The 26,668-nt window shown below is 55.9% G+C and carries 17 protein-coding genes; 14 read left to right on the plus strand and 3 right to left on the minus strand.

Going from position 1 to position 26,668, the window contains the following annotated elements; all coding sequences use genetic code 11:
- Positions 1-155 precede the first annotated feature (155 nt).
- The 10 genes from F7231_RS22375 (at position 156) to F7231_RS22420 (ending at position 13,447) form a co-directional block, all read left to right on the plus strand.
- On the plus strand, positions 156-2,564 hold the full coding sequence (locus F7231_RS22375; protein WP_166693620.1) for a glycoside hydrolase family 127 protein: 2,409 nt from the start codon (positions 156-158) through the stop codon (positions 2,562-2,564).
- A 66-nt stretch (positions 2,565-2,630) separates the two neighbouring features.
- Complete coding sequence (locus F7231_RS22380; RefSeq protein ID WP_085414246.1) at positions 2,631-3,551, plus strand: AraC family transcriptional regulator; 921 nt, start codon at positions 2,631-2,633, stop codon at positions 3,549-3,551.
- 126 nt (positions 3,552-3,677) lie between these two features.
- The gene (locus tag F7231_RS22385) at positions 3,678-5,360 is read left to right on the plus strand and encodes an FAD-dependent oxidoreductase (protein WP_166693621.1); all 1,683 of its coding nucleotides are present in this window, start codon (positions 3,678-3,680) and stop codon (positions 5,358-5,360) included.
- Between the two features lie 96 nt (positions 5,361-5,456).
- The gene (locus tag F7231_RS22390; protein ID WP_166693622.1) at positions 5,457-5,858 is read left to right on the plus strand and encodes a hypothetical protein; all 402 of its coding nucleotides are present in this window, start codon (positions 5,457-5,459) and stop codon (positions 5,856-5,858) included.
- 140 nt (positions 5,859-5,998) lie between these two features.
- The gene (locus F7231_RS22395) at positions 5,999-7,900 is read left to right on the plus strand and encodes a sensor histidine kinase (RefSeq protein ID WP_166693623.1); all 1,902 of its coding nucleotides are present in this window, start codon (positions 5,999-6,001) and stop codon (positions 7,898-7,900) included.
- A gap of 100 nt (positions 7,901-8,000) precedes the next feature.
- Positions 8,001-8,831, plus strand: coding sequence for a sugar phosphate isomerase/epimerase family protein (locus F7231_RS22400; protein WP_166693624.1), 831 nt, complete (start codon positions 8,001-8,003; stop codon positions 8,829-8,831).
- Positions 8,832-8,946: 115 nt separating this feature from the next.
- A complete protein-coding gene (locus F7231_RS22405; protein ID WP_166693625.1) occupies positions 8,947-10,326 on the plus strand; it encodes a 3-keto-disaccharide hydrolase in 1,380 nt (459 codons plus the stop codon).
- 226 nt (positions 10,327-10,552) lie between these two features.
- Complete coding sequence (locus F7231_RS22410) at positions 10,553-11,668, plus strand: alpha/beta hydrolase (RefSeq protein ID WP_229370235.1); 1,116 nt, start codon at positions 10,553-10,555, stop codon at positions 11,666-11,668.
- A 132-nt stretch (positions 11,669-11,800) separates the two neighbouring features.
- Positions 11,801-12,889 (plus strand): NAD(P)-dependent alcohol dehydrogenase, encoded by a 1,089-nt coding sequence (locus F7231_RS22415; protein WP_085414243.1) that lies wholly within the window; start codon positions 11,801-11,803, stop codon positions 12,887-12,889.
- Between the two features lie 63 nt (positions 12,890-12,952).
- Positions 12,953-13,447, plus strand: a complete 495-nt coding sequence (locus tag F7231_RS22420) for a DUF4126 family protein (RefSeq protein WP_085414242.1) — start codon at positions 12,953-12,955, stop codon at positions 13,445-13,447.
- A 136-nt stretch (positions 13,448-13,583) separates the two neighbouring features.
- Here the strand turns inward: F7231_RS22420 and F7231_RS22425 are convergent, their stop codons facing one another.
- Together F7231_RS22425 and F7231_RS22430 are read right to left on the minus strand one after the other, a co-directional pair.
- Complete coding sequence (locus tag F7231_RS22425; RefSeq protein WP_085414241.1) at positions 13,584-14,504, minus strand: YihY/virulence factor BrkB family protein; 921 nt, start codon at positions 14,502-14,504, stop codon at positions 13,584-13,586.
- Between the two features lie 133 nt (positions 14,505-14,637).
- Positions 14,638-18,417 carry a galactose oxidase early set domain-containing protein gene (locus tag F7231_RS22430; RefSeq protein WP_166693626.1) on the minus strand — a complete coding sequence of 1,260 codons (3,780 nt, stop codon included), beginning with the start codon at positions 18,415-18,417 and terminating at the stop codon, positions 14,638-14,640.
- Between the two features lie 341 nt (positions 18,418-18,758).
- On the opposite strand from F7231_RS22430, the gene F7231_RS22435 reads away from it, so the two are divergent.
- The 4 genes from F7231_RS22435 (at position 18,759) to F7231_RS22450 (ending at position 26,441) form a co-directional block, all read left to right on the plus strand.
- Positions 18,759-22,850 (plus strand): ATP-binding protein, encoded by a 4,092-nt coding sequence (locus tag F7231_RS22435; protein ID WP_310589380.1) that lies wholly within the window; start codon positions 18,759-18,761, stop codon positions 22,848-22,850.
- A gap of 171 nt (positions 22,851-23,021) precedes the next feature.
- Positions 23,022-23,774 carry a DUF5602 domain-containing protein gene (locus tag F7231_RS22440; protein WP_157510678.1) on the plus strand — a complete coding sequence of 251 codons (753 nt, stop codon included), beginning with the start codon at positions 23,022-23,024 and terminating at the stop codon, positions 23,772-23,774.
- A 90-nt stretch (positions 23,775-23,864) separates the two neighbouring features.
- Positions 23,865-24,941, plus strand: a complete 1,077-nt coding sequence (locus F7231_RS22445; RefSeq protein WP_166693628.1) for a hypothetical protein — start codon at positions 23,865-23,867, stop codon at positions 24,939-24,941.
- Positions 24,942-24,953: 12 nt separating this feature from the next.
- A complete protein-coding gene (locus F7231_RS22450; RefSeq protein ID WP_166693629.1) occupies positions 24,954-26,441 on the plus strand; it encodes an MBOAT family O-acyltransferase in 1,488 nt (495 codons plus the stop codon).
- Between the two features lie 23 nt (positions 26,442-26,464).
- Here the strand turns inward: F7231_RS22450 and F7231_RS22455 are convergent, their stop codons facing one another.
- A complete protein-coding gene (locus F7231_RS22455; RefSeq protein WP_166693630.1) occupies positions 26,465-26,605 on the minus strand; it encodes a hypothetical protein in 141 nt (46 codons plus the stop codon).
- Positions 26,606-26,668: the final 63 nt, after the last annotated feature.

Here is a 26,668-nt window from a genome sequence, read left to right on the forward strand (position 1 = left end):
TATTCTACCACCCGCAAAGTTCCGGCCCGATCCTACTGTTTTGGGGATCGCATAGTCAGCACTACCAGAAGGTAGATCAAGTACCAAACGGCGTATGGGGAAGTAAAAAGTGGGTGTATCTTGGGGTTTAAATTTCCTGCAAGACTCGAATTGTCATGGTTACACTACTCAAAAATGCATTGCTGTTATTGGTTGCTGTCTGCCCGTTTATAGGGGTCAACGGGCAGTCTAAACCAGTTAAGGGCGATTATCCGATTCAGCCAGTACCGTTTACGGCCGTCAAGGTAACCGACCAGTTCTGGGCGCCGCGCATCCGGCTGAATCACGACGTAACCATTCCAATTGCCCTTAACCATTGCTACAGCACCGGCCGGGTCGATAATTTTCTGGTAGCGGGGCATCTGAAGGAAGGGACCAAGTTCTGCACGGAGTTTCCCTTCGACGACACCGACATCTACAAGATCATTGAAGGGGCAAGCTATTCGCTGCAAACTTTCCCTGATAAAAAGCTCGACGCCCGCATCGATTCGTTGATTGCGTACGTAGCTAAGGCGCAGGAGCCGGATGGTTACCTCTACACCGCCCGCACCATCGATCCGCTTCACCCGCACCCCTGGGCGGGCCTGAAACGGTGGGAGAAAGAGTCGGACCTGAGCCACGAATTATACAACAGCGGTCACCTGTTCGAAGCCGCCGTAGCCCACTACCAGTCGACCGGGAAACGGAGCTTTCTGAACGTAGCCATCCGGAACGCCGACCTGCTGGTGAAGGAGTTTGGCCCCGGTAAACTGCGTCATGCGCCGGGGCATCAGGTGGTGGAGATGGGGCTGGTGAAACTGTACCGGACAACCGGCAATAAGCAATACCTCGATCTGGCCAAGTTCATGCTCGACGTGCGCGGAACGGGGAAAGAATACAGTCAGGACCACAAACCCGTTGTGGAGCAAACCAAGGCCGTTGGGCATGCGGTGCGGGCCACCTATATGTATTCGGGTATGGCCGACGTGGCCGCCATTACGGGCAACAAAGCGTATCTGACGGCCATCGACCAGATCTGGAACGATGTGGTCGATGATAAGTACTACCTCACCGGCGGTATTGGCGCGGCCGGCGGCCACGAAGGCTTTGGCGACTCGTTTGAACTGCCTAACATGGCGGCCTACAACGAGACCTGCGCGGCCATTGGCAACATATACTGGAACCAGCGGCTGTTTCTGCTGCACGGCGATGCCCGGTATTACGACATCCTCGAACGCACGCTGTACAATGGTATGCTGTCGGGGGTATCGTTGAGCGGCGACCGGTTTTTCTACCCGAATCCACTTGAATCGAAAGGGCAGCATGCCCGGAGTGCGTGGTTCGGTTGTGCCTGCTGCCCCAGCAATGTCTGCCGGTTTATTCCGTCGGTGCCTGGGTACGTGTATGCCCAGCGGGGCAGTCGCCTGTATGCCAACCTGTTCATCAACAGCACCGCCGCCGTTACCCTAAACGGTACGCCTGTGTCGGTAAGCCAGCAAACAACGTACCCCTGGAATGGCGACGTTCAGTTTGTGGTCGACCCGGCTAAGACGAGCTCCTTCGAACTGGCCATCCGGATTCCGGGCTGGGCGCAAAACAAGCCGGTGCCGGGTAACCTGTATTCGTTTGCCAGTCAGAGCACTTCGCGGGCGACCCTCAGCGTGAATGGCACGCCGTTGGCCTACGAACTGGAAAACGGTTACGCCATTGTGCGCCGCGCCTGGAAAAAAGGTGACGTCGTGCGGCTCGATCTGCCCATGGCTGTCCGGCGGGTGCAGGCCAACGCCCTGGTAAAGGCTGACGAAAATAAAATTGCGCTCGAACGCGGCCCCATCGTGTACTGTGCCGAGTGGAATGATGCTCCCGACGGCCACGTGCTCGATTTGATTGTACCCGGCAACGCGCCGCTACAGGCCAGCTTCAGGTCCGACCTGCTTGGGGGCGTTGAAGTCATTACGGGCGATGTGCAGAAGGCCCGCCGAACCACCGATGGACAGATCAACACTACGCCAACCAAGCTTACCGCCATTCCGTATTACGCCTGGGCAAACCGGGGGGCAGGTGAAATGGCTGTTTGGCTGGCCGATAAACCCGCCGCCGCCCGGCCCACGCCCGCGCCGACCATCGCCGCCACCAGCACCATTACCGCATCGTTGAAAACCAAGGCCCTGATGGCCCTTAACGATCAGGATACGCCCAAAAGCTCAAACGACCGCGATAACCTGTACTACCACTGGTGGCCCAAACGGGATACGCTGCAATGGGTGCAATACACCTTCGCCAAACCCGCCACTGTGTCGTCGGCAAAGGTGTACTGGTTCGATGACAGTCCCTGGGGCGGTTGCCGGATTCCGGCCTCCTGGAAGCTGATGTACCAGACCGCCGCCGGTGACTGGCAGGAGGTGAAGGCCAAAACACCTTACGCGGTCACCAAAGACCGTTTCGACGAAATTACCTTTGAGCCCGTACAGACGGGCGCGGTGCGCATGCTGGTGCAGTTGCCAAAGGAAGCGTCGAGCGGGATCATCGAATGGTCGGTCAACTAATGTCCAGTAATACTAATTTCACTACCTTGATGCACGAAATTGGGTGTACGTGTAAACTAAATACTGATGAAGCCATTACTGTTCAAAATTCCCGCTGTCGACGATCGGTCATTCAGGGTTGAGCAGGACGATATGCCCCACTTTTACGGGCACATGCATTTTCACCCCGAAATTCAGCTGACGCTGATTCAGAGTGGGGAGGGCACGCTGATCGTTGGTGATAAAATTGATCGGTTTTCGCCCTTCGACATTTTGTTGCTGGGTACCAATTTGCCGCACGTACTGCGCAGTGATCCTGAGTATTTTCGTCCGGGATCATCACTGCGCTCCAGCTCTGTGTCGATCCTGTTTCGGGCCGAGCAACTGGAGTCGACCTTGTTCAACCTGCCCGAAACCCGCCACCTCGAGCAGCTGCTCCGGGAGTCGCAGCACGGTGTACGGTTCAGGGGGCAGGAGGGAAGCCCGTTGGCTCAGCAGGTGGCTCGCCTGCCAACGCAACGCCCGTTCGAGCAACTGGTCAGCCTCCTCACCATCCTCGATTCGCTGGCCGCCACCCCGGAGCGGGAAGCGCTCTCGAACACGGCCTACCAACAACCCCAGCGGCCCGAAGATCACTACCGGCTGGAGCGGGTATTCTCGTATATTTTCGATCATTTCAGCTCGGCCATTACGCTCGACGACGTGGCCAATACGGCCAACCTGACCCCCGGTGCTTTTTGCCGGTTCTTCCGTCAGCACACCCGCAAAACGTTTTCGACTTTATTGAACGAAGTACGAATTGCCCACGCCTGTCGGCATCTGCGTGAATCGAAACAAACGATCAGCCAGATTGCCCTGAACAGTGGCTACACCAACCTGTCGAACTTCAACCGGCAGTTTAAAAACGTGATGGGCATGTCGCCGAGCAAATACATCCGCAGCTATGAAACCAACTACACGCTGCTCAGCCCCACGGAGGCAGAGACACTCCGCACCGAAGCGCCCTGACGCTGTGGCGGCTGACGCATGGCCTGCCCACTGCAGCGCGAAGGTAGGCGAGCGGCGTTCGGGTCTTTAGAGGGAAAGCGAGTACAACTGGAAGCACCTGGTTTACCGCCGAAAACGGATTCCCTGATGAAAAATTTCACCCGCCTGGCCTGGTTCATAAGCTGCTGCCTGCTGCTGAGCAGCTACACCCCAACTGCTCCTGCGGCGTCACCACTGGTCGATCGGCAGGTGGCCGCCCGGCACGCCGACGTGGTTATTTACGGGGGTACGTCGGCAGCGGTGATAGCGGCGGTGCAGGTGAAAAAGATGGGCAAGTCGGTCATCATCGTCTCGCCGGATACGCACTTGGGGGGCTTATCATCCGGTGGGCTGGGTTTTACCGACACCGGGAACAAGGAAGTGATTGGCGGGTTGTCGCGTGAGTTTTACCAGCGGCTGTACACGCATTACCAGAAGGAGGCATCGTGGACATGGCAGAAACAGGCAGAATACGGCAATAAAGGGCAGGGGACGCCCGCCCTCGACGGTAGCAGCCGGACCATGTGGATTTTTGAACCACACGCTGCCGAACAGGTGTTCGAAGATCTGGTCCGTGAGCACAAGCTAACCGTGTACCGCAACGAATGGCTTGACCGAACGGCACGGGGCATTCAGAAAAAAGCAGGTGCCATTCAGTCGTTTCGTACCCTGAGCGGGCAGGTATATACCGGTCGAATGTTTATCGATGCTACTTACGAAGGCGACCTAATGGCCGCAGCGGGCGTTAGCTACCACGTAGGGCGCGAAGCCAATAGCACGTATGGCGAAACGCATAACGGCGTGCAGGTGGGTGTTTTTCAGCACGGCCACCATTTTAAAACGATGATCAGCCCCTACAACGTACCCGGTGATCCGGCCAGTGGATTGCTGCCGGAAGTGTCGGCTGAGAAACCCGGCGCAAACGGTACCGGCGACTCTAAAATTCAGGCGTATTGCTTTCGCCTTTGCCTGAGTAACCACCCCGACAACCGGATTCCGTTTGCCAAACCGGCCGGCTATGACCCGGCGCGGTATGAATTGCTGGCGCGGGTTTTTGCGGCGGGCTGGCGCGAAACATTCGATAAGTTCGACCCGATCCCGAACCGGAAAACCGATACCAACAACCACGGCCCGTTCAGCACCGACTATATCGGCAAAAATTACGATTATCCTGAGGCCACCTACGAACGCCGGAAACAGATCATCCGTGACCACGAGCTTTACCAGAAAGGGCTGCTCTATTTCCTGCAAAACGATGTCCGTGTGCCCGCCGACGTACGGGAGAAAATGCAGCAGTGGGGCCTGCCTAAAGACGAATTTACCGATAACGGCAACTGGCCGCATCAGCTCTACATCCGCGAAGCCCGGCGTATGAAAGGGGTTTTCGTAATGAAAGAGGCCGATGCCCTCGGCAAAACGAACGTACCTGACCCCATCGGCATGGGCTCGTATGCGCTGGATGCCCATAACGCCCAGCGGTTCGTAAAAGCCGACGGGTTCGTGCAGAACGAAGGTGATATCGGCGTGCACCCTGACAAGCCCTACTCCATTGCCTACGGGTCTATCCTGCCAAAAGAGTCGGAATGTACTAATCTGCTAGTGCCGGTTTGCATGTCGAGTTCACACATTGCCTACGGATCAATTCGAATGGAGCCGGTCTTTATGATTTTGGGTCAGTCGGCGGCAACGGCGGCGGTGCTATCCATCAACCAGAAGGTCTCGCCTCAGCGGTTGCCCTATGCTGAATTGAGCCGGGTATTACTGGCCGATAAGCAACGCCTGACCCGCTAGTTCCTTCTCTTCTACTAGCAAGGCTGTAAATAGCCTAAACAGGAAAAGCAATTGCCCGATTCTTTGATTGAGCACACCCATGACATATAGCTATAGATGAAATCGCTGGGTATACTAGCTGTTGTGAGTTTACTTGTCTGTTGCCAGCCTGAGGAGTCAGCAAGCTCAACCCGCTACATTGAAGACGCAATCAAGGCTGTTCTTGATCAACACGATGAATTGGATAACGAGTGTATTTTTTCAGACACTTTGTTCGTCTGCTCGTGCATCAACGAGCCACTTAGCTTTGTGGGTAAAAATGGGACAAAAATTAATATTCAACCAGACAAAAAGCACTTGCCCTCCCCATACTCCCATATCACAGACTACAGTATTAAGAATGATACGATTCAACTAACAGTGCTCAAAGAATCATGCGGCGTTGTTGCCACGGTTCGGTTGGTAAAATCGAGTGGTAACGAGTGGGTAGTCGTGGCCCACCAGGAAGCTGATATATAATTTATGGCGACAGTTATATTGCCTGCACAATATCCGATTGACGAAGCCGAATTAGCAGGCCCAAGGTTGGGTAACGTCCACCAAGATGTATGAGCGGTTAATTGCGGTATATTCAAGCCGAGTAATTTAGTCACCCGCCAATGAAATTGTTATCCGGTTCAGGACTTTGTCTTTTTTTTCTGCTGACGGCCAGCCTGATCGGGTGGGCCCAGTCTGTACCAGACGATAGCGTTGGTGCAGGTAGGTCACAGGCTGCCCGCAAAGAGACGTATCGCCTTCGTGCCGCCCTGTCGAGACCCGTTGGCTCGGTGGTGGTGGCGGATTCCCTGCTCACCTTATCGCGGCAAATCGCGTACCCATCGGGGCAGGTAATCGCCCTCTGTCAGCTGGCCGGTTTACAACTGGAGCAGCAACCCCAACAGGCCGCCGCCAACTTGCAGGAGGCAAACCGGCTGGTGGCCCAACTGACCGACTATCGCGAGGCTGGGTGGGTGCTGGGTCAGGTTGTCCGAATTCAGACGAACGCAGTTCGCACATCACCTACGCAGGCGGCGGCTTTCGCACCAGTCATGGAGGCGTTGGGTAAGGCGATTGGCCGTACGGTGGTGGTGCGCAGCCGACCCCAGCAGGTCCTTAATGCCCCCTTCGTTTTTGAGCCGAACACCGTGTTCGATAAGCGCGTTTTCGACCGGCGTACAGCCCCTGAGCGCCCTACTGACCCTATGCCCCCCTCGGTCTCGCTCAACGGTGATCCGGCCCGGTCACGGTACGTGCGGGTGAAGACTGATTTTGTGGACCGGCTGCTCGATACCCTGATCCTGTTCGAAAAAAGCAGTCCGCAGGTGGTGAAGCAACTGACGGCCCGCAAAAAACTACGCGATTCAAACGAAGCACTCAGTACGGCCTTTGCCAAAGAAGGCGACTATGCCCAGGCCTACCGCTATTATTTGCAATACACAGCCTATAAAGACAGCCTGACCGCCGAGGCTACCAGTCGGCGGCTGGCGTCGCTTACGTATAAGCAGAGCCTGCTAAAGAAAGAATCGCAGATTCAACTCCTGACCAAAGACCGGCAGCTCCGCGAGCAGGAATCGAACCGGCAGCGGCAGTATGTGCTGCTACTCATTGGCTGCATTGCCCTGCTGATCGGCTTTGCGTTTGTCCTGAGTCGTAACAACCGGGCTAAACACCTGGCAAATCAGCAACTGAGCGAGCAGAAAGAGGCATTGCAGGCAACGCTGGCCCAACTGAAATTAACCCAGACGCAACTGATTCAGGCCGAAAAAATGGCGTCGCTGGGCGAGTTGACAGCGGGGATTGCCCACGAGATTCAGAACCCGCTCAACTTTGTCAATAATTTCTCGGAGGTGAGCACCGAGCTTGTCAATGAACTGATCGAGACTCGCCAGCAGCCACAGCGCGACGTTGAACTGGAGGAAGAGTTGCTGAGTGATATGCAACAGAACCTGCGGAAGATAACAGAGCATGGCAACCGGGCGTCCTCGATCATCAAAGGCATGCTCGAACATGCCCGCACCACAGGTGTACAGAAGGAACGCACCGACCTTAACGCCCTAACGGAAGAATACACCAAACTGGCTTATCACAGCATTCGCGCCAAAGACAAGTCGGTTAATGCCAAACTGACTATCGAGTCCGCCCCTGATCTGGGCGATGTGTCGGTGGTGCCGCAGGAGGTAGGCCGGGTGATTCTCAACATCGTGAACAACGCCTTTTATGCGGTACAGAAGCGGCAGCAGCAGAGGGAAGCAGGCTATACCCCCGAGGTACTGGTGCGTACCGAACGTAAGTCGGACCAGATCTGCATCACTATTCGCGACAATGGTATCGGTATTCCGCCAGCGATAAAGCAGAAGATTTTCCAGCCGTTCTTCACCACTAAACCTGCCGGACAGGGGACAGGCCTTGGGCTGTCGCTAAGCTATGACATCATCACGAAAGGACATGGCGGCACGCTGACCGTCGACAGCGAAGAAGGGCAATTCACCGAGTTTGTGCTGACCCTGCCCGCGTCGGTGTAGACTGCTTTGCTGGTTGTGGGTAACGTACCTGACAACCCTCACCAATCAATACCGCCATCGACGGGCGGGCCAGAATCCACCACCTTACCCACCAACCTGTATGCCAATCAAATTTTACGCGCCCGAATGGGGAAATACCCTGCCCTTCCCAACTTTTTGCCAACGCGTAAAAGCGGCGGGGTATGAGGGTGTTGAAATGGCATTGCCGTTCGAAGAAGAGGCCCGTCAGGAAATTCACGAAACGCTACAAACGTTTGGTCTTGAGCTGATCGGTCAGTATTGGCAGTCGAACGAATCCGATTTCGAGGCGCATCGGCAGCAGTATGAACGCTACCTGCGGCATCTGGCGGCGGCAGAACCAGTATGCATAAACTGCCAAACGGGTAAAGATTATTTCTCGCCTATCCAGAACGGGCAACTGGTTGAGCTGGCCGCTCGTATTTCGGCTGAAACGGGCATCCGAATTATCCACGAAACGCACCGCGGAAAAGCCCTGTTTGCGGCGCACATAAGCCGGGACTACCTGCGTATGTTTCCGGACCTGCGCATCACGCTCGATATATCGCACTGGTGTGCCGTGCACGAATCGCTGCTCGATGATCAGGCCGAAGCCGTTGACCTCGCCATCGCGCGTACCGACCATATCCACAGCCGGGTGGGGTATCCGGAAGGGCCGCAGGTCACTGATCCGTTTGCACCCGAATGGGCCGAAACGCTGCGGGCGCATCTGGGGTGGTGGGATCGCGTTGTCGAGTTGCACCGGGCGGCGGGGACGCAACTGACCATCACGACCGAATTTGGACCGGCACCTTATATGCCCCTGCTGCCATTCACCCGGCAACCCGTCGCCGATCAATGGGCCATCAACGTGGGTATGATGAACCTGCTGAAAGCCCGGTACGCACAGGATCGAGTAACCAATCACAGCTAATCGACTCATTAAAAACCGAATAGGGTTAAATCGTGCACTGCGTGGGGTGGGTATATGAGTAAGTAACAGGCAGGTGGCGACTTCCTACGGGTGAATACAAGTCATACATGGTCTTATGAAAAAAACTCCCTTACTCGTTGTGCTGCTGTTTGCCCTGACCCTTGCGGCAAACGGACAGGCCAAGCTTTCCACCACAAAATGGACAACCCTATTCGATGGTAAAACCTTGAAAGGCTGGAAACAGGTAGCTGGCACGGCGACCTACGCCGTTGAAGATGGCGTCATTGTGGGTCGTACCGTGGCCCAGTCGCCCAATACTTTTCTGATCTCCGAACAGGAATACGGTGATTTTGTGCTGGAACTCGACGTGAAAATCGAGGACCTGGGCTCTAACTCGGGGATTCAGTTCCGGAGCCAGTACGACCCTGCCGCCCGCGATGGAAAAGGCAAAGTTTTTGGCTATCAGTACGAACTCGACCCATCGCCCCGGAAGTGGACGGGCGGTATCTACGACGAAGGCCGCCGCGACTGGCTCTACCCGATGGGACTGAATCCGGCGGGGCAGAACAGCTATAAACACAACGAGTTCAACCGGGTGAAAATCGAGTGTGTAGGCAACAACATACGTACCTGGGTAAACGGAACACCCGCCGCCTATCTGGTCGACAATGTTGACAGCAAAGGGGTGATTGCCCTGCAGGTGCACGCCATCGGAAGCCCCGATAAAGTGGGCAAGCGAATCTACTGGAAGAATATCCGCATCAAAGGCGCTACCACACCCTCAACCGATTTCCCAAAAGATGGGTACGTTGTCAACACGATTCCCAATACGCTGACCCCGTTCGAGAAACAGAACGGCTGGAAACTCCTCTTCGACGGCGTTAGTTCGGCGGGCTGGAAAGGCGCGTACAAACCAACGTTTCCCGAAAAAGGCTGGGCAATCAAAGACGGTATGATCAGCGTGGAGCCATCGGGAGGCAGCGAAAGCACCAACGGAGGCGACATCGTGACCCAGGCCCAGTTCAGCGCCTTCGACGTCAGCTTCGATTTCAAACTGACACCGGGTGGTAACAGTGGCCTCAAGTACTTCGTGACCCTCTCGGAAAACAACAAAGGCTCGGCAATCGGACTTGAGTTTCAGGTACTCGATGATAAACTGCACCCCGACGCCAAGGCAGGCCGCGATGGCAACCGCACCCTTGCTTCGCTCTATGACATGATTAAGGCCGACAAGCAGGATCGCTTTGTGCACGAGCCCGGTCAGTGGAATACAGGCCGTGTGGTGGTGCATCCGAACAACCACGTAGAGCATTACCTCAACGGCGTGAAAGTACTCGAATACGACCGGGGGTCGCCTGCATTTAAAGAACTCGTTGCTAAGAGCAAATACAAAGTGTGGCCGAATTTCGGTGAGGCTCCTCAGGGACGCATCCTGTTGCAGGACCACGGCGACTCGGTGAGCTTCAGAAGTATCAAAATCAAGGAGCTGAAGTAATGTTTTTTATGTAGCTGATTGCTAATTAGTTGCGGTTGGTTTTACGGTATTTTGTGTCCGTTGGTGGCGGCTGATAGACACAAAATACCGAAAAGATAAATGTATGATATAATATTTATATGATTAAACTTTAAGGCTATAGGCTAAATAGTCTATCCGTATTATTAAATTGGCGAAACACCCGTATCGCAACGCTGTTGATTGAGAAAAACCAATTAGAAGCGTTATGAAACAGCTTTCGTTACCCAATGTATCACCCCGTTCATGGCTCCGTATGGCGGCGCTGGCCGGAGGAATTGCTCTTTTGTCGTCGTGTGAAGACCACCGCGTTCCGCTACCAGGACAGGTCATCCAGTCGAACAACCCCAAACCCAGCTGGGGCCCCACGATCACACCACAGATGCTGGCCGTGATTGAGGAATTACAACGGTTGAGCCCAGTGCCGCTCAACACCCTCACGCCTCAGGAAGCGCGTACGAAACCAACGTTTAAAGATGCCGTAAACTCGCTGCTGGCCCGTAACGGCTATCCAATTCCGCAGGCAAACGTAACCACCAGCGAGCGCACCATTCCGGGAGCTGGCGGTGTCCCCATTCGGGTGGTGATTTACACCCCTGCCGGTGTGTCGCCAAAGGCACCGGTCCTTGTCTATTACCATGGTGGTGGCTGGGTTATTGGAAAGCCTGAGGTATATGAATACTCAACGCAGGCACTGGCCCAGAATACGGGGGCTGTCGTTGTCTCGGTCGAATACCGCAAGTCGCCCGAAAATAAATTCCCCATCGCCCACGAAGATGCATTCGCGGCCTATCAGTGGGTACGTCAGAATGCGGCATCAATCAGCGGCGATGCCAACCGCATTGCCGTTGGAGGCGAGAGCGCGGGGGGTAATATGGCCGTGACGGTGAGCATGATGGCCCGTGATCGCAACGTTCCCCTGCCAGTACACATTTTATCGGTATATCCGGTTGCCAACAACGATCTTACTACTGAGTCGTACAACAAATATGCGATGGCACAGCCACTGAACCGTCCGCTGGTCGAGTGGTTCGTGGGTAACTACTTCCAGTCGCCTGCTGATGGAGACAGTCCGCTGATCTCGCTGGTCGACGTAGCGAATCTGTCGGGTTTACCGCCAACAACCATCATTGCCGCCGAGATTGACCCGCTGCTGACCGAAGGCAAGCAGCTGGCCGACAAATTAAGCTCAGTTAATGTGCCGGTTGCATACCAGCTGTACACGGGTGTTACGCACGAGTTTTTCGGAATGTACGGCATTATTCCTGAGTCGGCTCAGGCTCAGGAGTTTGCAGCCAAGCGGTTGCGGGCTGCTTTCCAGTAGATTTCCTTGCCCGAACGCCCGCTGAACAACCTGGTTACTGCGGGTGTTCGGGCTATTTCACCTTTGTCAATTTAGTCGTGCACTCAACTTTGTTGCCTGCATTTCGGGCAACGCAACGCTTATTTTTTCATTATGGAAGTTATTCAAACAAAGGCCTACGGAGCCAGCGCCTCGTTGATCGATTCAATGAGCCGTCTTTCCCGGATGGACATTGAGCGGGCCGCCCCAAAGGCAGACGAAATACTGATCGATGTACTGTATTGTGGCGTGTGCCACTCCGATCTGCACCAGGTGCGCAATGACTGGGCCAACACCGTGTATCCGTGCATTCCCGGTCATGAGGTAGTCGGGAAAGTAGCGCAGGTGGGTAGCGCAGTGACCAAATTCAAGGTCGGCGACACAGTAGGCGTAGGCTGTATGATCGACTCCTGCGGGCAGTGTTCGTCTTGTCAGGAAGGCGAAGAGAACTATTGTGAAGGACCTGTTAGCTGGACCGCCACGTATAATGGCTACATGAAGCCAAACGGCAACGGCTTCAACACGTTTGGCGGCTATTCAACCAATTTGGTTGTGAAAGAATCGTTCGTCTTGCGTATTCCTGATTCGCTGGATATAAAAGCCGTAGCGCCAATTCTGTGTGCAGGCATTACCACGTACTCGCCGTTGCGGCACTGGGATGTGCAGGAAGGCGACACCGTTGGCATCGTTGGCCTGGGTGGACTCGGTCATATGGGCGTTCAACTGGCGAAGGCGATGGGGGCTCAGGTGACGGTGATCACGCAGAATGAAGACAAACGGGAAGCCGCTCTGGCGTTGGGTGCCCACGAGGTGCTGATCGAAAGCGACAAAAAAGCGATGGAAGCCCACGAACTGGCGTTTGATTTCTTACTGATCACAATTCCCGACCCGTTCGATATCACCCCGTTCATCAGTTTATTGAAGCGCAACGGCTCGCTGGTGACGGTGGGGCTGCTGGGTAAGTACAAGAGCCCGCTCAACAACATGGAACTGGCGATGCACCGCCGCAGCGTGGCCGGATCGGTCATTGGCGGTATTGCTGAGACACAGGAAGTGCTGGATTTCTGCGCCGAGCACTCCATCCTGCCTGAGGTAGAGATCATTGCCATGAACGATATCAACAAGGCGTTTAGCCGGATGCTGGATGAAGACGTGCGGTTCCGGTTTGTGATCGATATGCAGACCTTGAAAGACGAAAACTAAATCGAGCGTGACCCCTGCCGGCCCCGGCTGGTGGGGGCGTGCTTACTCAATGCCTTTAACGATATGAATCAGACTTATTTGAAAGCGTTCGGCCTTGGCTTTGTTGCCGGGATGCGGGCCCTGATCGCACCAGCTCTGCTGAGCCATAAACTTGTCCGGACGTTTCCGACCAAACAGCCGAACGACCCTATGCATTACCTCGCCATGCCGCCTGCTTCGCTAGCACTCAAGGTACTGGCCGGGGGAGAACTGATCGGCGATAAACTGCCCGATGGTCCCGATCGCACTGTTCCTGTTCAGTTTGGTCTGCGCATTGCGTCGGGAGCAACCTGCGGTGCGTTCCTGACCCAGGCCGAAGGGGCCGATATTCCGGTGGGGGCCGTTGCTGGCGGAATCGGAACCGTTGTGGGTACGTTGGCCTTGTTTCGGCTTCGGCAGTGGCTGGACCACAGCCTGGGGCTGCCCGACCCGGTAGTGGCGCTGGCCGAAGACGCCCTGGCGCTTGGCCTCGGCTGGTCGATCGTGAACAGCATCGAGCCAGCTCCGCAATCAGTGTAAACGGCTGAAAAATACCTTGCTACGGTGCTAACCGGTGTAGTGACTCAGGTGGCTACACCGGTTTTTTTGCGCCGTATCGGCTGACTCCAGCCTCCGTAAGCTGAAGACCAACCGGCGAAAGTGCCATAAACAGGACTCAAGCCACCGAGCCGGGCTTATCAACTTCGGTGATCTCGTATCCAACGGCATTGCGGGTAGGGGTAACCTCTCCGTCGGCCCAGAGCGCATATTGCCGCATGAAGGCCGCCCCGTAGTAGAATAGCAACGAGCAATAAAAGACAAGCAGCAACACCAGCGTAATCGACCCCGATCGTCCGTGAACGGCCTGCATCTGGCGATCCGTTAACAGGAGCGTAAGCAGCATTTCACCCAGCGTAAACAGCACCGCCGTGACCAGCGAGCCAACCCAAACCGCCGACCAGCGTACCTGGATGTTGGGGAGGTACTTGAATAGCAGGGCAAACCAGCAGGTGAGCGTAACCACCGAAGTAACGTACCTGCCCACAGCGGCAAAAAAATCATCGATAAAACCGGTAGCTTCGTTGGGTGAACTGACCGACAGAGACAGGAGGCGATCAACGGCCAGCGACGTGGTAAACAGCAGCCCGGAGGCAATGATGATCACCAGCGCAATCCCCCTGTTTCGCAGGAAGTAAACGGGAGTAAGCCCCGCCCGATCCTTTACGTTCCAAAGCTGATTCAGCGAGTTTTTCATCACCTCAAACAGCGTTGTGGCCGCGATCAACAGAATAACGATGCTGACCCCCATCAGCCAGCCGTCAGCTTTCTGAGGTTCCAGGTGTTCCGAGATGTCCTGTAGCTGGCGGGCACTGCGGGGACCAAACAGTTCGGCCAACTGCCGAAAGAGACGCCCGCTGACGACCTGCGTATAATCGTTGAAAAGCAGTCCCAGTACCTGACTAACAATGATGACTATGGGAGGGAGGGCGAAAAAACCAAAGAACGCCGTGGCCGCGGCCATCCGAATGGGGTCGTTGTTTTTCAGGTTGGCAAAAGCCTGCCGGAACAGCTGTAAAAAAGGCGTGATTTTTCTCAAGGGACTGCATCGTTGCTACCCCCTTAACCGGGCGTTTACCCTGTAGGTTTACCAGATTTGTAAGTAAGTATCCGGTTAGTTTATTGAGTTGGCTGCCCGCCAGACATGCGCGTCTGGCGGGTGTGCGAAACAGCTACTCCTTTTCTAACTCACCCAGTACGGCCTGCACCACTCGTTCGTCGTGCAGAATGGCCTGTAGCCGTTCCCGAAGCAACGCCTCATTGCGCTCGTTGTGCTGGCTGGCTTTACCCGGCCGACAGTACTCGCCGACGCAGGCTTGCACCTCGTCGGGGTTTATGCCGGCCTTTCGCAGCACTTCCTGAATGCTTTTTCGGGCTAATAAGCATAGAATAAGCTGGCAGAGCTGATCCGCCTGCCGGGGAGGCTTTTCAGTCGCCGGTTCGTACGGCCTGCCCGATCCGTCAGGATTTGGGTGTACCGCCCCCGCATCGCCGCCCAGCGCATCAACTTTCAGCCCCAGGTGATGCACGTAGCGTTTCATCAGCGAATACCAGCGATTATCGGTTGGAATGGTTGAGATAATGTGCTTGAAAACCGACAGTGTACGAGTTTCTTCTTCCAGTATCAGCTCGGCTTTGGATACGGGAATCCTGAACTCGCAACTCCCGATAATCTGGCCGGTCCGGCCCGCTACCTGATGAATACTGACCTTGTAGTCTTGCCCATACACCACGGTATCGGGCAGTTTTATGCATAGCAAGGCCGGAATGTTCAGGGTGCGGCCACCGGGGATCGGCACCCAGACGGCACCGCCAACCTTAAACTTGAGCGTGTGCCGGTCAACCACCTGACAGGCCAGCGGACTCTGGCGCAGGCTGGCCAGCGCCTGAATGTCGGCAGTGTCGATGTCGGCGAAATAAACGGTGATCTCGCTCTCCGGAGGCAGGTTATACCACCGGAAAATAAGCTCGTCAAGGCGGTAGCGTTTGCGTAAGGCGCTGAGGTTGTCGCCTTCCTCAAACAGGCTGGCGAGCACCTGCTGCCCCGGCGGAATGGGCGACGGTTTGATCTCGAACGTGTGCATGACCGTGTGCGAATCGGGGCCACCTGGATTATCGGAGTGCAGAATGGCCAGATTACGCTGCGACAGGTTATCGCTCGAACCCGGCGTGGCCCCGTTCTGGGTGGGGTCAGGTTCAAAGAATAACTCAGAGGTAAGGCACATATGCCGGCCCCGCGTCAGCTCCTGAATCGACCGGCAGGCGGCGTCGGCCCAGGGACCATCGCTGTTGCCGGGGTTGATCGGAATGCGTTTGCGTGTCTGGTTGATGTCGAGCCAACAGCCGAAATACACCGTTACTTCGGCACCGCCCGGATTGGGGGCAATATCCCGTATTTCGTAGGTCGGGTCGAGCCCCTGATTGGCCATCGAGGTAGCACCAGGCTGACCCTGAACGGTCTCTACCCGATTAGAGGCAAAGAAAGGGATAGAGGCTACTTCGCCGCCTGCCGTGCCAACCAATGGCGTGGTGTTGGGGCCAACGGCCGTTCGGCGGTAAGTAGTGTTGGGATTGAACTCAAGGCCGGTCGCAGCCACGTTGAATAGCCGGAAGAAGCATTTTACCCGCTGGGCAACCGTAGTTACGGCGCGGTAACGTACCCGCGCAATAGCGAAGTTGTAAAGAGGCAGGATACCCAACAGGCCGTGACTGGCCAGATCCAGTGTGCCTGATGTCGACAGACTTTCGAAGAGGGCATTACCGTTGTTGGCCGGGTTGTTCAGCTTATCGAGACACTGGCGGATAAACGGGATGGGTGTATTCATTCCCTGCACAACGTCGCCGAATTTGGTCTGCCCTGCCAAAATCGAAAAGACGCGCACATCGGTCGACAGCCACGATGGGTTGTTTTCTGCCACGTTGATATCGATCATGTACGGATTGGGCGAGTGGCTGAGTTCCAGATTCTGACTGCACACATGGTGCCCCATCGTAAACGTAACCCGAATCTGGCGTCTGTCCGGAAAGCCCGCAAAGGCGTTCAGGTTCAGAAACCGCACGTGGAACGGATACGTGATTCGCTGTGGTACGTCCGCAAAACCGGGATTCACCTCCTGTAATCGCCCGACCGGAATCAGGCGCAGGTCGGTGTCTGGAATGGCCGCGTTCGTATCGGTCCAGGTCAGGCTGACAGCCGGTGTGCCGGTCAGTTCCGTATGAATGAACCCATCGTATTGCACATAAACGGCATTGTTGAAGGTGGCCTGCCCACCGCCGCCCAGCGCCTGTACTTCTTCCTGCGAGAAGGTAGACCGGTCGGTAATGACCCGGCAGCCTACGTGCGCCAGTCGGACAAACCGGGCCAGTTGGCAAGGCATATTGGCCGTGTCGACTACCCAGATCATGTAGTAGCCGGGTGGGGCTATATTGCCGGTTGGTGGAGCCGTCAGGGTGAGTGTATTACCGTTTCTCGCGTCGATGCGCAGGCCAACAAAACGCTGGTCGTTGTCTGTTGAGTGGGTCACCGACCCCGCCCGGATAAGGGCTACGTACTGCACGTTGGTGGCGGGACGATCGATTTCCAGCACAAACGATTCTCCGAAGGTGAGCAGTTGGGGCCAGGCGGTCAGTTGAATCCGGTTCGGTGTGGCAATGTAGTCAGGTTCATAAAGTTCGATCTGCTTGATGCCCAGCTTCTTGGTTACGCCATTGACCGTTCTGTCCGAATCCGGATCGCCGGAATTAGCATTGGTGTTGCCCCCCGCCACCCAAACTTTCCCGTTGGGCAGCAGCAACGCCGAGGAGTGGTAGTTTCGGGTGTGCACAGCGGCCTGCTTCACGGCCCAGGCGTCGGCATTGGTATACTGGCCCGTAGTCCAGTTAATGCCGGGACTGTAAATCTCTGCTTCCAGTACTGGCTGCTCGGGGTCAACTACATGTACGCCACCCACCACGCAGGTGTCTCCGGTTGGTAGCAGCACGGCGTTGGCAAACGATCGGTCGCGGCTGGCAACGGAGGCCGCTCGTGGCGCGGTAGCTTGCCAGGTAGGAGCGGCCGCGCCCAGGTCGAGCCGTTGTGGATTGACACCGCCCACAAAAAGGAACCGCGCCCGGTAATCGTCGCCCGGTAACAAGGGCATCATCAGGCCCGGCCGGTTCCAATCGTGATAGGCTCCGTCGGGTTGGGCAATTTTAGGGTCCAGGTAATCGCCGGTGAATGGGTCATAGGCGGTCGAAAAATGCGTGCCTTCGGTTCCGCCGGTAAAGTTGGCGGGCATGGGCGTAGCAAAAAACAGGCGCCCATTTGGCAGTTGAAACACACGGGGGAAAAATAGGAACCGTCGGCCGCCGCTCTGGGGCTCACCGTACGTCCCCATCTCCTTTGGCATATTGATCCAGACGTTGCCGGCCAGATTGTAGCGTTCGGGCAGGTTGTTCCGGTGCCGACTATCTTCCTGATCGGGGTGCCCAAAAAAAGCGGCTACTTCTCCGTTGCCCATCGTTGTCAGGCCGGGGTACCAGCGCCCCCCTGAGTGGGGTTCGTCGGGCTGATCGGGGTTGGTATTGAGTTTCCGCACTTCGGTCCAGGTACGTTGCCTGGGGTTGTAGAGCCAGCAGCGCCGGTGCCCCAGAAAATCGAGTTGATGCCCATGTCCGTCACCGCTGTCGGGCCATTTTTGGGTGCCGCCCGCAATCAGCAGGCGACCATCGGCCGTGAAGGCGTGGTGCGAGCAGAACACGTCGCTGTCAGGCGAGGGTACGTTCACGCCGACCAGTGCGTGGGATTGCACGTCGTAGATCCGGGTTTTCCGAAAATTGCCGTCCGGTTCCTGCTGGTCGCTCCAATGCTCGTCGCCCCCAAAGAAGACGACCTCGCCCTCCGGGCCAGTTGGCACCAGTGCCGCATGCACGGCTAAAATCTGTGAGCCAATGATACTTGAATTCCAGGCCATAATGCACGTAGTTAAGTGGTTTGGCACGCTGGCTGGCCGCCGGTTTAGCTGGTCGGTAGTTCGTTAGCGTGACCAATCTTACCGAACTAGTCTACCGTCGCAATAGGCTGTTTAGCAAACGGTTAAACGCCTATGCCAGTGGGAGGATACCCGACAACCGGGCCGGTTTTCGGAAAGAAAATGCAATCGGTACGCGTCGATTGGGTTGGCTGGGATGTACCTGACTTTAGAAAAATTACCGAATAGCAGATATAGCTTCCTACTTACCGGGAGTTAAGCTACTTTCAATTAGTTTACGGGTTAAATGACCAGGTATGCGATTTCTCTACCTTCTGATACTCATGCCGTTCACGTTGGTTGCCCAGCCAAAAGGCTGGCAGGAGCTGACCATCTCAGATGGTCTGTCGCAAGGCATGATCTTTGGGCTGAAGCAGGACCGGAAAGGGTTCATCTGGATTGCCACCAAAGACGGCCTCAACCGCTACGACGGCTATAACTTCACGGTCTTCTCACACGACCCCTACAATCCGTTCAGCCTGTCCGACAATAGCTGTTCGAGCCTGCTCATCGACAGCCACAACCGGGTTTGGGTAGGCACGATCGACAATGGCCTGAACCTTTTCGACGAACGTACCCAGCGGTTTTACCATATCGCTATCAGCGACCGCTCCGCCCCTGACGCCGGCAACTACGAGATATGGCTCCTGACCGAAGACCCCGAGGGAAATATCTGGGTCGGCACCGATAAGAACAAAGTGTTTAAAGTAAGCCTGCCCAAATCGCTGGACACCCAGTTCCCTGAGCAACCCAACTTCACGGAACAGACCCGGCAAATCCATATCTCGTTTCCTGAAACAAGGCTGAAAGACAAGAGCCTGCCCAGCTATATCAGCTTCCACCCGAACGGACAGGCTTTTCTGGGCACTACCAACGGCATATACGCTTTCAACTGGAAACGGCCCACCACCGCTACAAAGGTGTCGCTGGCGGAGCGGGAGGATGTCCATTCCATGTACGAAGACCCGCAAAACGAGTATCGATTCGTGACCAACAGTGATCAGATCATCGGGTGGTACAAGGGCAACCGGAAAACGATCCGGCTGCCTACGGAAAACAACTTCAACGTTCAACTGAAGCCCATCGACAAGAAAACGGTAGCGATTGCCACCCCCGATCTGCTCTGGCTTCTGTCGCCCGCCGAGTTGTACGCCCTGGATAGCCTCACTGCCCGAAATGCGTTTGTCTCATTGCCGCCCAATGTCTATTCGATTACCAACCTGCTGAAAGATAAGACCGACAACATCTGGGTCGGCACCAGCGGCTACGGGCTACGCAAATTCAACCCTAGTATCAAGCAGTTTCATCACTACCTGCCCAATGTATCGCTGTCTAGCCTCTACTCCGACAGGCGGGGGCGTACCTATGCGCGGTTCCAGTTTGCCTACGGGCTTTTCGATCCGGCTACCAATCAGCTGCGGCCGTTTCTGGACGACAAACTGCCCCCCGCCGATAAGCGCCAACGGCATATGATTCAGTCACGCACGGGCGATTTCTGGGTGTCGAATGTTGATTTTGAGACGCATAACCAGTTCCTGATTCATTTTTCGGAAGACTGGCGGCTGCTCAAAAAGTACCCGCTCCCCGCCACCACGTCGTTTGGCTTTTACGGCAACCAGAGCTACGAAGACGGGGAGGGGAACCTCTGGCTTGGGGCTACCAATGGGCAACTCGTGCGTTTCGACCCAAAGAAAGAAGCGTTCCGCGTGTTCAGTTACCAATCGTTGTTACCCCGCAGCGGCGCCGAAATTGAAACGTACGCTATGCACCGTGACCGGCTGGGTACGCTGTGGATTGGTACGCAGAAGGGGCTCGTGAAGGTGAAAAACCTACAGACAGCGCCCACCTTTTCCATCTACAAAAACTCGGCAACGGATCGTACCAGCCTCAGCAATGACTTTGTGCTGAGCGTAACCGACGACCCCCATTACCCCGATCGGTACCTCTGGGTGGCCACGAAAGGCGGCGGGCTGGAGCGGCTCGATAAACAGGCAGGTACGTTTACGCACTTTACCGAAGCCCAGGGGCTACCAAACAAAGTAGTGTACGGCATACTGACCGACGAGTACAAAAACCTGTGGCTGAGTACTAACCGGGGGTTGGCCCAGTTTAACCCGAAAACCCTTGTTTTCAGGCAGTATACACGCGCCGATGGGCTACAGGACGATGAGTTTAACACCAGTTCGTTCTGCCGGTCAACATCGGGCGAGTTACTATTCGGCGGCGTAAATGGCCTGACCAGCTTTCGGGCTTCTGATGTGGCCACGCGACTGGCCAAGCTGCCAACGGTGGCCATCATTGGGCTGAAAGTAAATAACAGAGTGGTAACGCCGGGTGACCCGTCTGATATGCTGGCGCAGAGCATTGAGTACACAAATGCGTTGAAACTGGCCTATAATCAGAACCTGCTGACGCTGGAGTTTGCCGCCCTGGATTTTACCAACCCGGCCAAAAATCGCTATCGGTACCAGATGGAAGGGATTGATCAGGACTGGGTAGAGGCGGGCACGAACCGGTTTGCCAACTACGCGCAATTGCCCGATGGTCAGTACACGTTTCGGGTAATGGGCTCGGCCGATGGCCAGACCTGGAGCGCGCCTGCTGAGTTGCAGATCCGTATTTATCCACCCGTTTACCGCAGTTGGTGGGCGTATCTGCTCTACGCCGGGTTGCTGGCCTTTGTGGGCTGGCAGGTGTATCGCTTCAAAACCCAGCGGTGGATGCTCCAGCAACGTCTCCTGTTCGAGCAGCAGGAAGCGGTGCGACTGGCCGAACTGGATACGCTTAAAACGCAGTTTTTTACCACGATCTCGCACGAGTTCCGAACGCCCCTCACGTTGATTCTTGGCCCGCTGACCGACCTGAAGCGCCGCCTTGTAAGCGAGCCGGTGGTTACCCTGTCTGAGCCCATTGTGGCGTTGATGGAGCGGAATGGCAGCCGCCTGCTGAGCCTGATCAATCAACTGCTCGATCTGAGCAAACTGGAAGCAGGGCAACTGGCGGCAGAACCGGAGCGGGGTAATATGGCTGTGTTCTTTCAGACGCTGGCCAACTCGTTTACGGTGCTGGCCGAGAGCCGTCAGATTCACTTTTCGTTTACTCAGACTACTACCGAACGCTGGGCTGATTTTGACCGGGACAAAGTAGAGAAAATCGTGACCAACCTGCTGGCCAATGCCTTCAAGTTTACGCCTGCCGGTGGCCATGTGCGCATGAGCGTGCAGTATGCCGAACCAGCAACGTTGGGTACAATACGGCTTTGCGTTGAGGACACGGGCATCGGGATTGCGGCCGAAAATCTGGCGCACATTTTCGAACGATTCTATCAGGTCGACGGCCGGGCGAATCGCCTGCATGAGGGTACCGGGATCGGGCTGGCGCTGGTGAACGAGTTGGTGCGGGTGCTGGGGGGGCGCATTGAAGTGGCGAGTACCACCGGTGTGGGTACCACGTTTACCCTGCAACTGCCCGTGACGATGGTCGACCCGTTGGGCGATGAAGGGGTTGCGGACCTACCTGAAAACGTACCTGCCGTAACGCTGGGTACGTTGTTGCCCGATGCCGGCGCGGCCGAACCAGCCACTTCGCCACTCGCGGCGGCTGAGCAGGTGTTGCTCGTGATCGACGACAACGCCGATATCCGGGCGTACATCCGGCAGATTTTTGAGGCCGATTACCAGGTAGTTGAAGCTGAAGATGGTCGGGAGGGACTCGATAAAGCCCTTGCTTTGCTGCCTAGTTTGGTCATTTGTGATCTGATGATGCCCCGATTCGATGGCTTTGCCTTTTGCCGGATGCTGAAAAGCGAAGAAGCGACCAGCCATATTCCGGTAGTGATGCTGACCGCCAAAACAACCGTTGAATCCCGGATTGAAGGGTATGAGCAGGGCGCCGACGATTACCTGACCAAGCCCTTCAACCAGGCCGAGATTCAGGCACGGGTACGAAACCTGATCCAGCAGCGGCAACGGCTCTACGCATGGTTTAGTACCCATCTGAAATCGCCCGCCCGTACCGAACTGGTGACGCCCACACCACTCACCGCAGAGCAACGGTTTATTGACCGCCTGACGGCCATTGTGCAGGCCCACCTCGACGATACGAACTTCTCTGTTGAGGCTCTGGCCGAGGCCGCGAATCTGAGCCGGATGCAGTTGCACCGCAAGATCAAAGCCTTGACTAACTCAAATGCAACCAACTTCATCCGGGATATCCGGCTAGCTACGGCCGCCAGATTACTGCGAACCGGCGACCAGAGCGTAACGCAGGTAGCCTACGCCGTTGGGTTCGACAACCTGTCTTATTTCGCCAAAGTGTTTCAGGAACAGTACGGCGTGCTGCCGTCGCAGTATAGTAAAACAGAAGCGCCGGTTTAGCGCGTAGTTGTAGTCAAAAGTCCTTAAAAGCCCGGATTTCCGGGCTTTTTTTTATCGATGTTACAAAATTGGTAACGAATGTGACGAGCGTGTTAGCGGGAGCGAAGGGCTAAATGGTACTTGCCAGGGTAATTAATACACTGATTTACACCACATCTTCCAAACATGTTCATGAAACGCATTTACCTCTACCTCCTGGCCCTACCACTTTTTCTGAGCTGCTCAACAACCGACACGGCTACCCCGGCTGACCGCGTGTACGGTTCTACACTAACGATGGGCAGTGGCACGGTCAGAACCTGGATGATGCGCGATGCGAAGGGGAACCCCTCATCGATTGGCTTCACCATGACCAAAGAAGCGCTGGCCAGCATGCCCTCTATCAAAACGGTGAGTGCGTATATGCTGCCCCTGCCCGACGAGGCGGTTGCCAACACACCCTTCAAGCACGTGATGATCGACTGGAACCCGCAGGGCCACGAACCAGACGGCATCTACAATGTGCCGCATTTCGATTTCCACTTCTACATGCAACCTATGAACGAAGTGATGGCCATTCCGACCTACGATAAAGCAGCGACCAAATTCGACAACGTACCCGCCGCCAGTTACCTGCCCGTCGATTACGTGAAAGGGCCGGGTGGGGTGCCAGCCATGGGTGCGCACTGGTCGGATGTTACCAGCCCCGAATTCAAGGGCCAGCCCTTCACCGAAACGTTTGTCTTTGGATCATACGACGGTAAAGTGACTTTCTGGGAGCAGATGGTAACATTGAGTTATCTCAACACCAAGCCCATCCTCGACAAAGCGATCCGGCAGCCCGCTATGTTCCAGACCCCCGGCTATTACCCCACCCGGTACAGCATTCGCACGAATGCTGACGGCAGCCAGGATATTGCTCTGGATGGCCTGACGAAGCGCTAACTGACTATACACCATCCACACCATTGCTCGATTTCCCTGCATAGTCAAGTAGGGAAATTGAGCAAATTTTTACCAGCTACCCCACTCCGTATGCAGACGAAAAACTACGCAAAAGCCGCCTGGCTAACCCTCGGACTCGTGCTGGCCTTCGTGGCTAGCTGGGAACTGTACTGGCGGAGTCAGCACCTGGAACTGTCCTACAACGATGACGAAAGTATGTGGGCCAGCAAACGAAAGCTGATTTACGAGAGCAGCCCGACCCGACCCGTTGTGATTGGCTCTTCCCGCATCAAATTCGACCTTGACCTGCCCACCTGGGCGCGCATTGTCGGTGAAAAGCCGATTCAGCTATCCATCGAAGGCACATCGCCCCGCCCCATTTTAACAGATCTGGGCAACGACCCTGATTTCAAGGGCATCCTGATCGTCGACGTCACCGAACTGCTGTTCTTCACGCCCGACGGTTCTTTCCCCGAAAAAGAGGCCATCAAACGGGTAACGGCCTACCCCAACTGGTCGCTTTCCCAGCAGGCTAGTTTTCAGATCAATAAGGTGCTGGAATCTAATTTCCTGTTTCTGGATGAGGTGAACCTGTCGCTGAATCCCCTGCTCAACCTGTTGCCCATTCCAACCCGGCCCGGTGTGTGGGGCGGCCCACAGTTTCCCCGCGAATTTATGAGCGTCGACCAGGACCGGCAGACCCGGATGACCGATGCCTTTGTAGCCAGTATTGCGCTGCAAAATACCGTTAAGAAAGTGTGGCTTGATGTAGGTGCCCACAGTCCGCCAACTGCTGTTGCCGGACCTGCCTTACAAACTATTCTGGATGCCACCAAACGCTCGGTCGATCAGATTCGGGCGCGGGGCGGTCAGGTGATATTTATCCGTACGCCTTCGCAAGGGGCTATGTGGGCGGCCGAAAAGAAGATGTATCCCCGCGCTCAGTATTGGGAGAAGCTTCTGGTCTACACGCAGTCGCCAGGGGTCTACTTCGAGGATTACCCGGCTCTTAATGACGTCTATTGCCCAGAATGGTCGCATCTGGCCCCGAAAGGAGCTATCAAGTTTACCGAAGGCCTGATCCCGATCATTGCCCAAAAAACGGGCTGGCTGCTTGGCCCGCCACAGGCTGTATTGCTCCAGGAACCGACGTTTACTAACCGCTAATTCACCCACCTTATGGTCTTTAACTCCTACACGTTTGTTGTCTTTTTTGCGATCATTCTGGGGCTGCACAACCTGCCTATTGCCTGGAAAGCGAAGAAGGTTATCCTGTTGCTGGCCAGTTACCTGTTCTACGCTCTCTGGAACCCGCCGTTCATTCTTCTCCTGTGGCTATCGACGGTGGTTGATTTTTACATGGCCCGGCTCATTGCGCAGGAGCAGCAGGTTCTACGCCGTAAGCTGCTACTGACGGTGAGCCTGGTGCTGAACCTGGGCATGTTGAGCTACTTTAAGTACGGCGGCTTTTTGCTTGAGAACTTCACGGCCTTGTTGTCGGCGGTCGGTATAGCATTTCAAGCCGCCAAACCCGACATCATTCTGCCCGTCGGTATCTCGTTCTACACCTTCGTGACGCTCTCGTATACCCTGGACGTGTATCGCCGTAAATTTCCACCTGAGCCCTCGTTCCTGAATTTTGCCCTCTTCGTTACCTACTTTCCACACCTGGTGGCGGGGCCAATTGTACGCCCCGAAGACCTGATGCCGCAATTCGACCAGCCCCGTCGCGCCACGTCGACGCAACTGAGCTGGGGGTTGTTTCTGCTCTCGCTGGGGCTGTTCATGAAAGTGACCGTGGCCGATGGCCTGCTGTCGAATACCGCCGATCTGATTTTCTCGCTGCCCTTCCCGGTGCAGCCTCTTGATGCCTGGATGGGCGTTCTGGCGTTCTCGTCCCAGATTTTCTGCGATTTTGCGGGCTATTCAACCTGCGCCATTGGTGTTTCGCTTTGCCTTGGGTTCGTCTTGCCCGACAATTTCCGGTATCCCTACGCGGCCATTGGTTTCCAGGATTTCTGGCGCCGCTGGCACATCACGCTCTCAACCTGGCTGCGCGATTACCTGTATATTCCGCTGGGGGGCAATCGGCTGGGCACGGCACGTACCTACCTTAACCTGATGATCACCATGCTCGTGGGTGGTCTGTGGCATGGCGCTTCGTGGACGTTTGTGGTCTGGGGCGCGCTGCACGGCCTGTTCCTCTGCGCCGAACGGTTGATACGTCAGGGGCTGGAAAATCGCCGTGCCGTTGCCGCGCAGCGGGTCGACACCGGTCAGGTAGTCAGTCAGGCATCGATGGTGCCGTCGGTGCCGATGGCTAGTCCACTGGGGCAGTTCGGGCTGGCCATGCTGACGCTCTTGCTGGTCAATATCACCTGGGTCTTCTTCCGGGCTCCCACCTTCAACGGGGCAATGCTGTTGTTGCTGGCGATGTTTGGCATCATTCCCGACGGCGCTGCGATGCTCACCAACACGGCCATTCTAACGGTGACGCTCGTGACGGTGCTCTTGATTGGCTGCCACTGGCTAATGCGTACTACCTCGGTGGCTGAGCAGGTAAAGCGGCTCCCGTGGTGGGCGGTTAGCCTGGGCTGGGCCAGTATGTTGATTCTGGTTATTCTGACCCAAAAAGGCAGCAGCTCATTCATCTATTTCCAGTTCTGACAAGCAGCACTGTAAAGCGCTGGCTACACCTGTTTGATAGTCGGGTGATCGCCGATGAATTCGAGGTAGCGCAGGGGGGGCATGACACGGTGAACAGTGCCGACCAGCCGATGCACTTCAGGCAACGTACCTCGGGCAGGTACCCTATCCGGTGCTGGGTGCATATGACAACCTGCCCCGCCGTCTGGAAACCGCCTGTGCGTAGCCAGACGGCGGCGATGACCCTG

The sequence above is a fragment of the Fibrivirga algicola genome (assembly GCF_011742925.1).
Classification (GTDB): Bacteria; Bacteroidota; Bacteroidia; order Cytophagales; family Spirosomataceae; genus Fibrella; species Fibrella algicola.

Excerpts from the sequence above, each read along its gene's own strand:
- F7231_RS22375 (WP_166693620.1), top strand. The coding sequence starts at position 156 with ATGGTTACACTACTCAAAAATGCATTGCTGTTATTGGTTGCTGTCTGC.
- F7231_RS22380 (WP_085414246.1), top strand. The coding sequence starts at position 2,631 with ATGAAGCCATTACTGTTCAAAATTCCCGCTGTCGACGATCGGTCATTC.
- F7231_RS22385 (WP_166693621.1), top strand. The coding sequence starts at position 3,678 with ATGAAAAATTTCACCCGCCTGGCCTGGTTCATAAGCTGCTGCCTGCTG.
- F7231_RS22390 (WP_166693622.1), top strand. The coding sequence starts at position 5,457 with ATGAAATCGCTGGGTATACTAGCTGTTGTGAGTTTACTTGTCTGTTGC.
- F7231_RS22395 (WP_166693623.1), top strand. The coding sequence starts at position 5,999 with ATGAAATTGTTATCCGGTTCAGGACTTTGTCTTTTTTTTCTGCTGACG.
- F7231_RS22400 (WP_166693624.1), top strand. The coding sequence starts at position 8,001 with ATGCCAATCAAATTTTACGCGCCCGAATGGGGAAATACCCTGCCCTTC.
- F7231_RS22405 (WP_166693625.1), top strand. The coding sequence starts at position 8,947 with ATGAAAAAAACTCCCTTACTCGTTGTGCTGCTGTTTGCCCTGACCCTT.
- F7231_RS22410 (WP_229370235.1), top strand. The coding sequence starts at position 10,553 with ATGAAACAGCTTTCGTTACCCAATGTATCACCCCGTTCATGGCTCCGT.
- F7231_RS22415 (WP_085414243.1), top strand. The coding sequence starts at position 11,801 with ATGGAAGTTATTCAAACAAAGGCCTACGGAGCCAGCGCCTCGTTGATC.
- F7231_RS22420 (WP_085414242.1), top strand. The coding sequence starts at position 12,953 with ATGAATCAGACTTATTTGAAAGCGTTCGGCCTTGGCTTTGTTGCCGGG.
- F7231_RS22430 (WP_166693626.1), bottom strand. The coding sequence starts at position 18,417 with ATGGCCTGGAATTCAAGTATCATTGGCTCACAGATTTTAGCCGTGCAT.
- F7231_RS22435 (WP_310589380.1), top strand. The coding sequence starts at position 18,759 with ATGCCGTTCACGTTGGTTGCCCAGCCAAAAGGCTGGCAGGAGCTGACC.
- F7231_RS22440 (WP_157510678.1), top strand. The coding sequence starts at position 23,022 with ATGAAACGCATTTACCTCTACCTCCTGGCCCTACCACTTTTTCTGAGC.
- F7231_RS22445 (WP_166693628.1), top strand. The coding sequence starts at position 23,865 with ATGCAGACGAAAAACTACGCAAAAGCCGCCTGGCTAACCCTCGGACTC.
- F7231_RS22450 (WP_166693629.1), top strand. The coding sequence starts at position 24,954 with ATGGTCTTTAACTCCTACACGTTTGTTGTCTTTTTTGCGATCATTCTG.
- F7231_RS22455 (WP_166693630.1), bottom strand. The coding sequence starts at position 26,605 with ATGCACCCAGCACCGGATAGGGTACCTGCCCGAGGTACGTTGCCTGAA.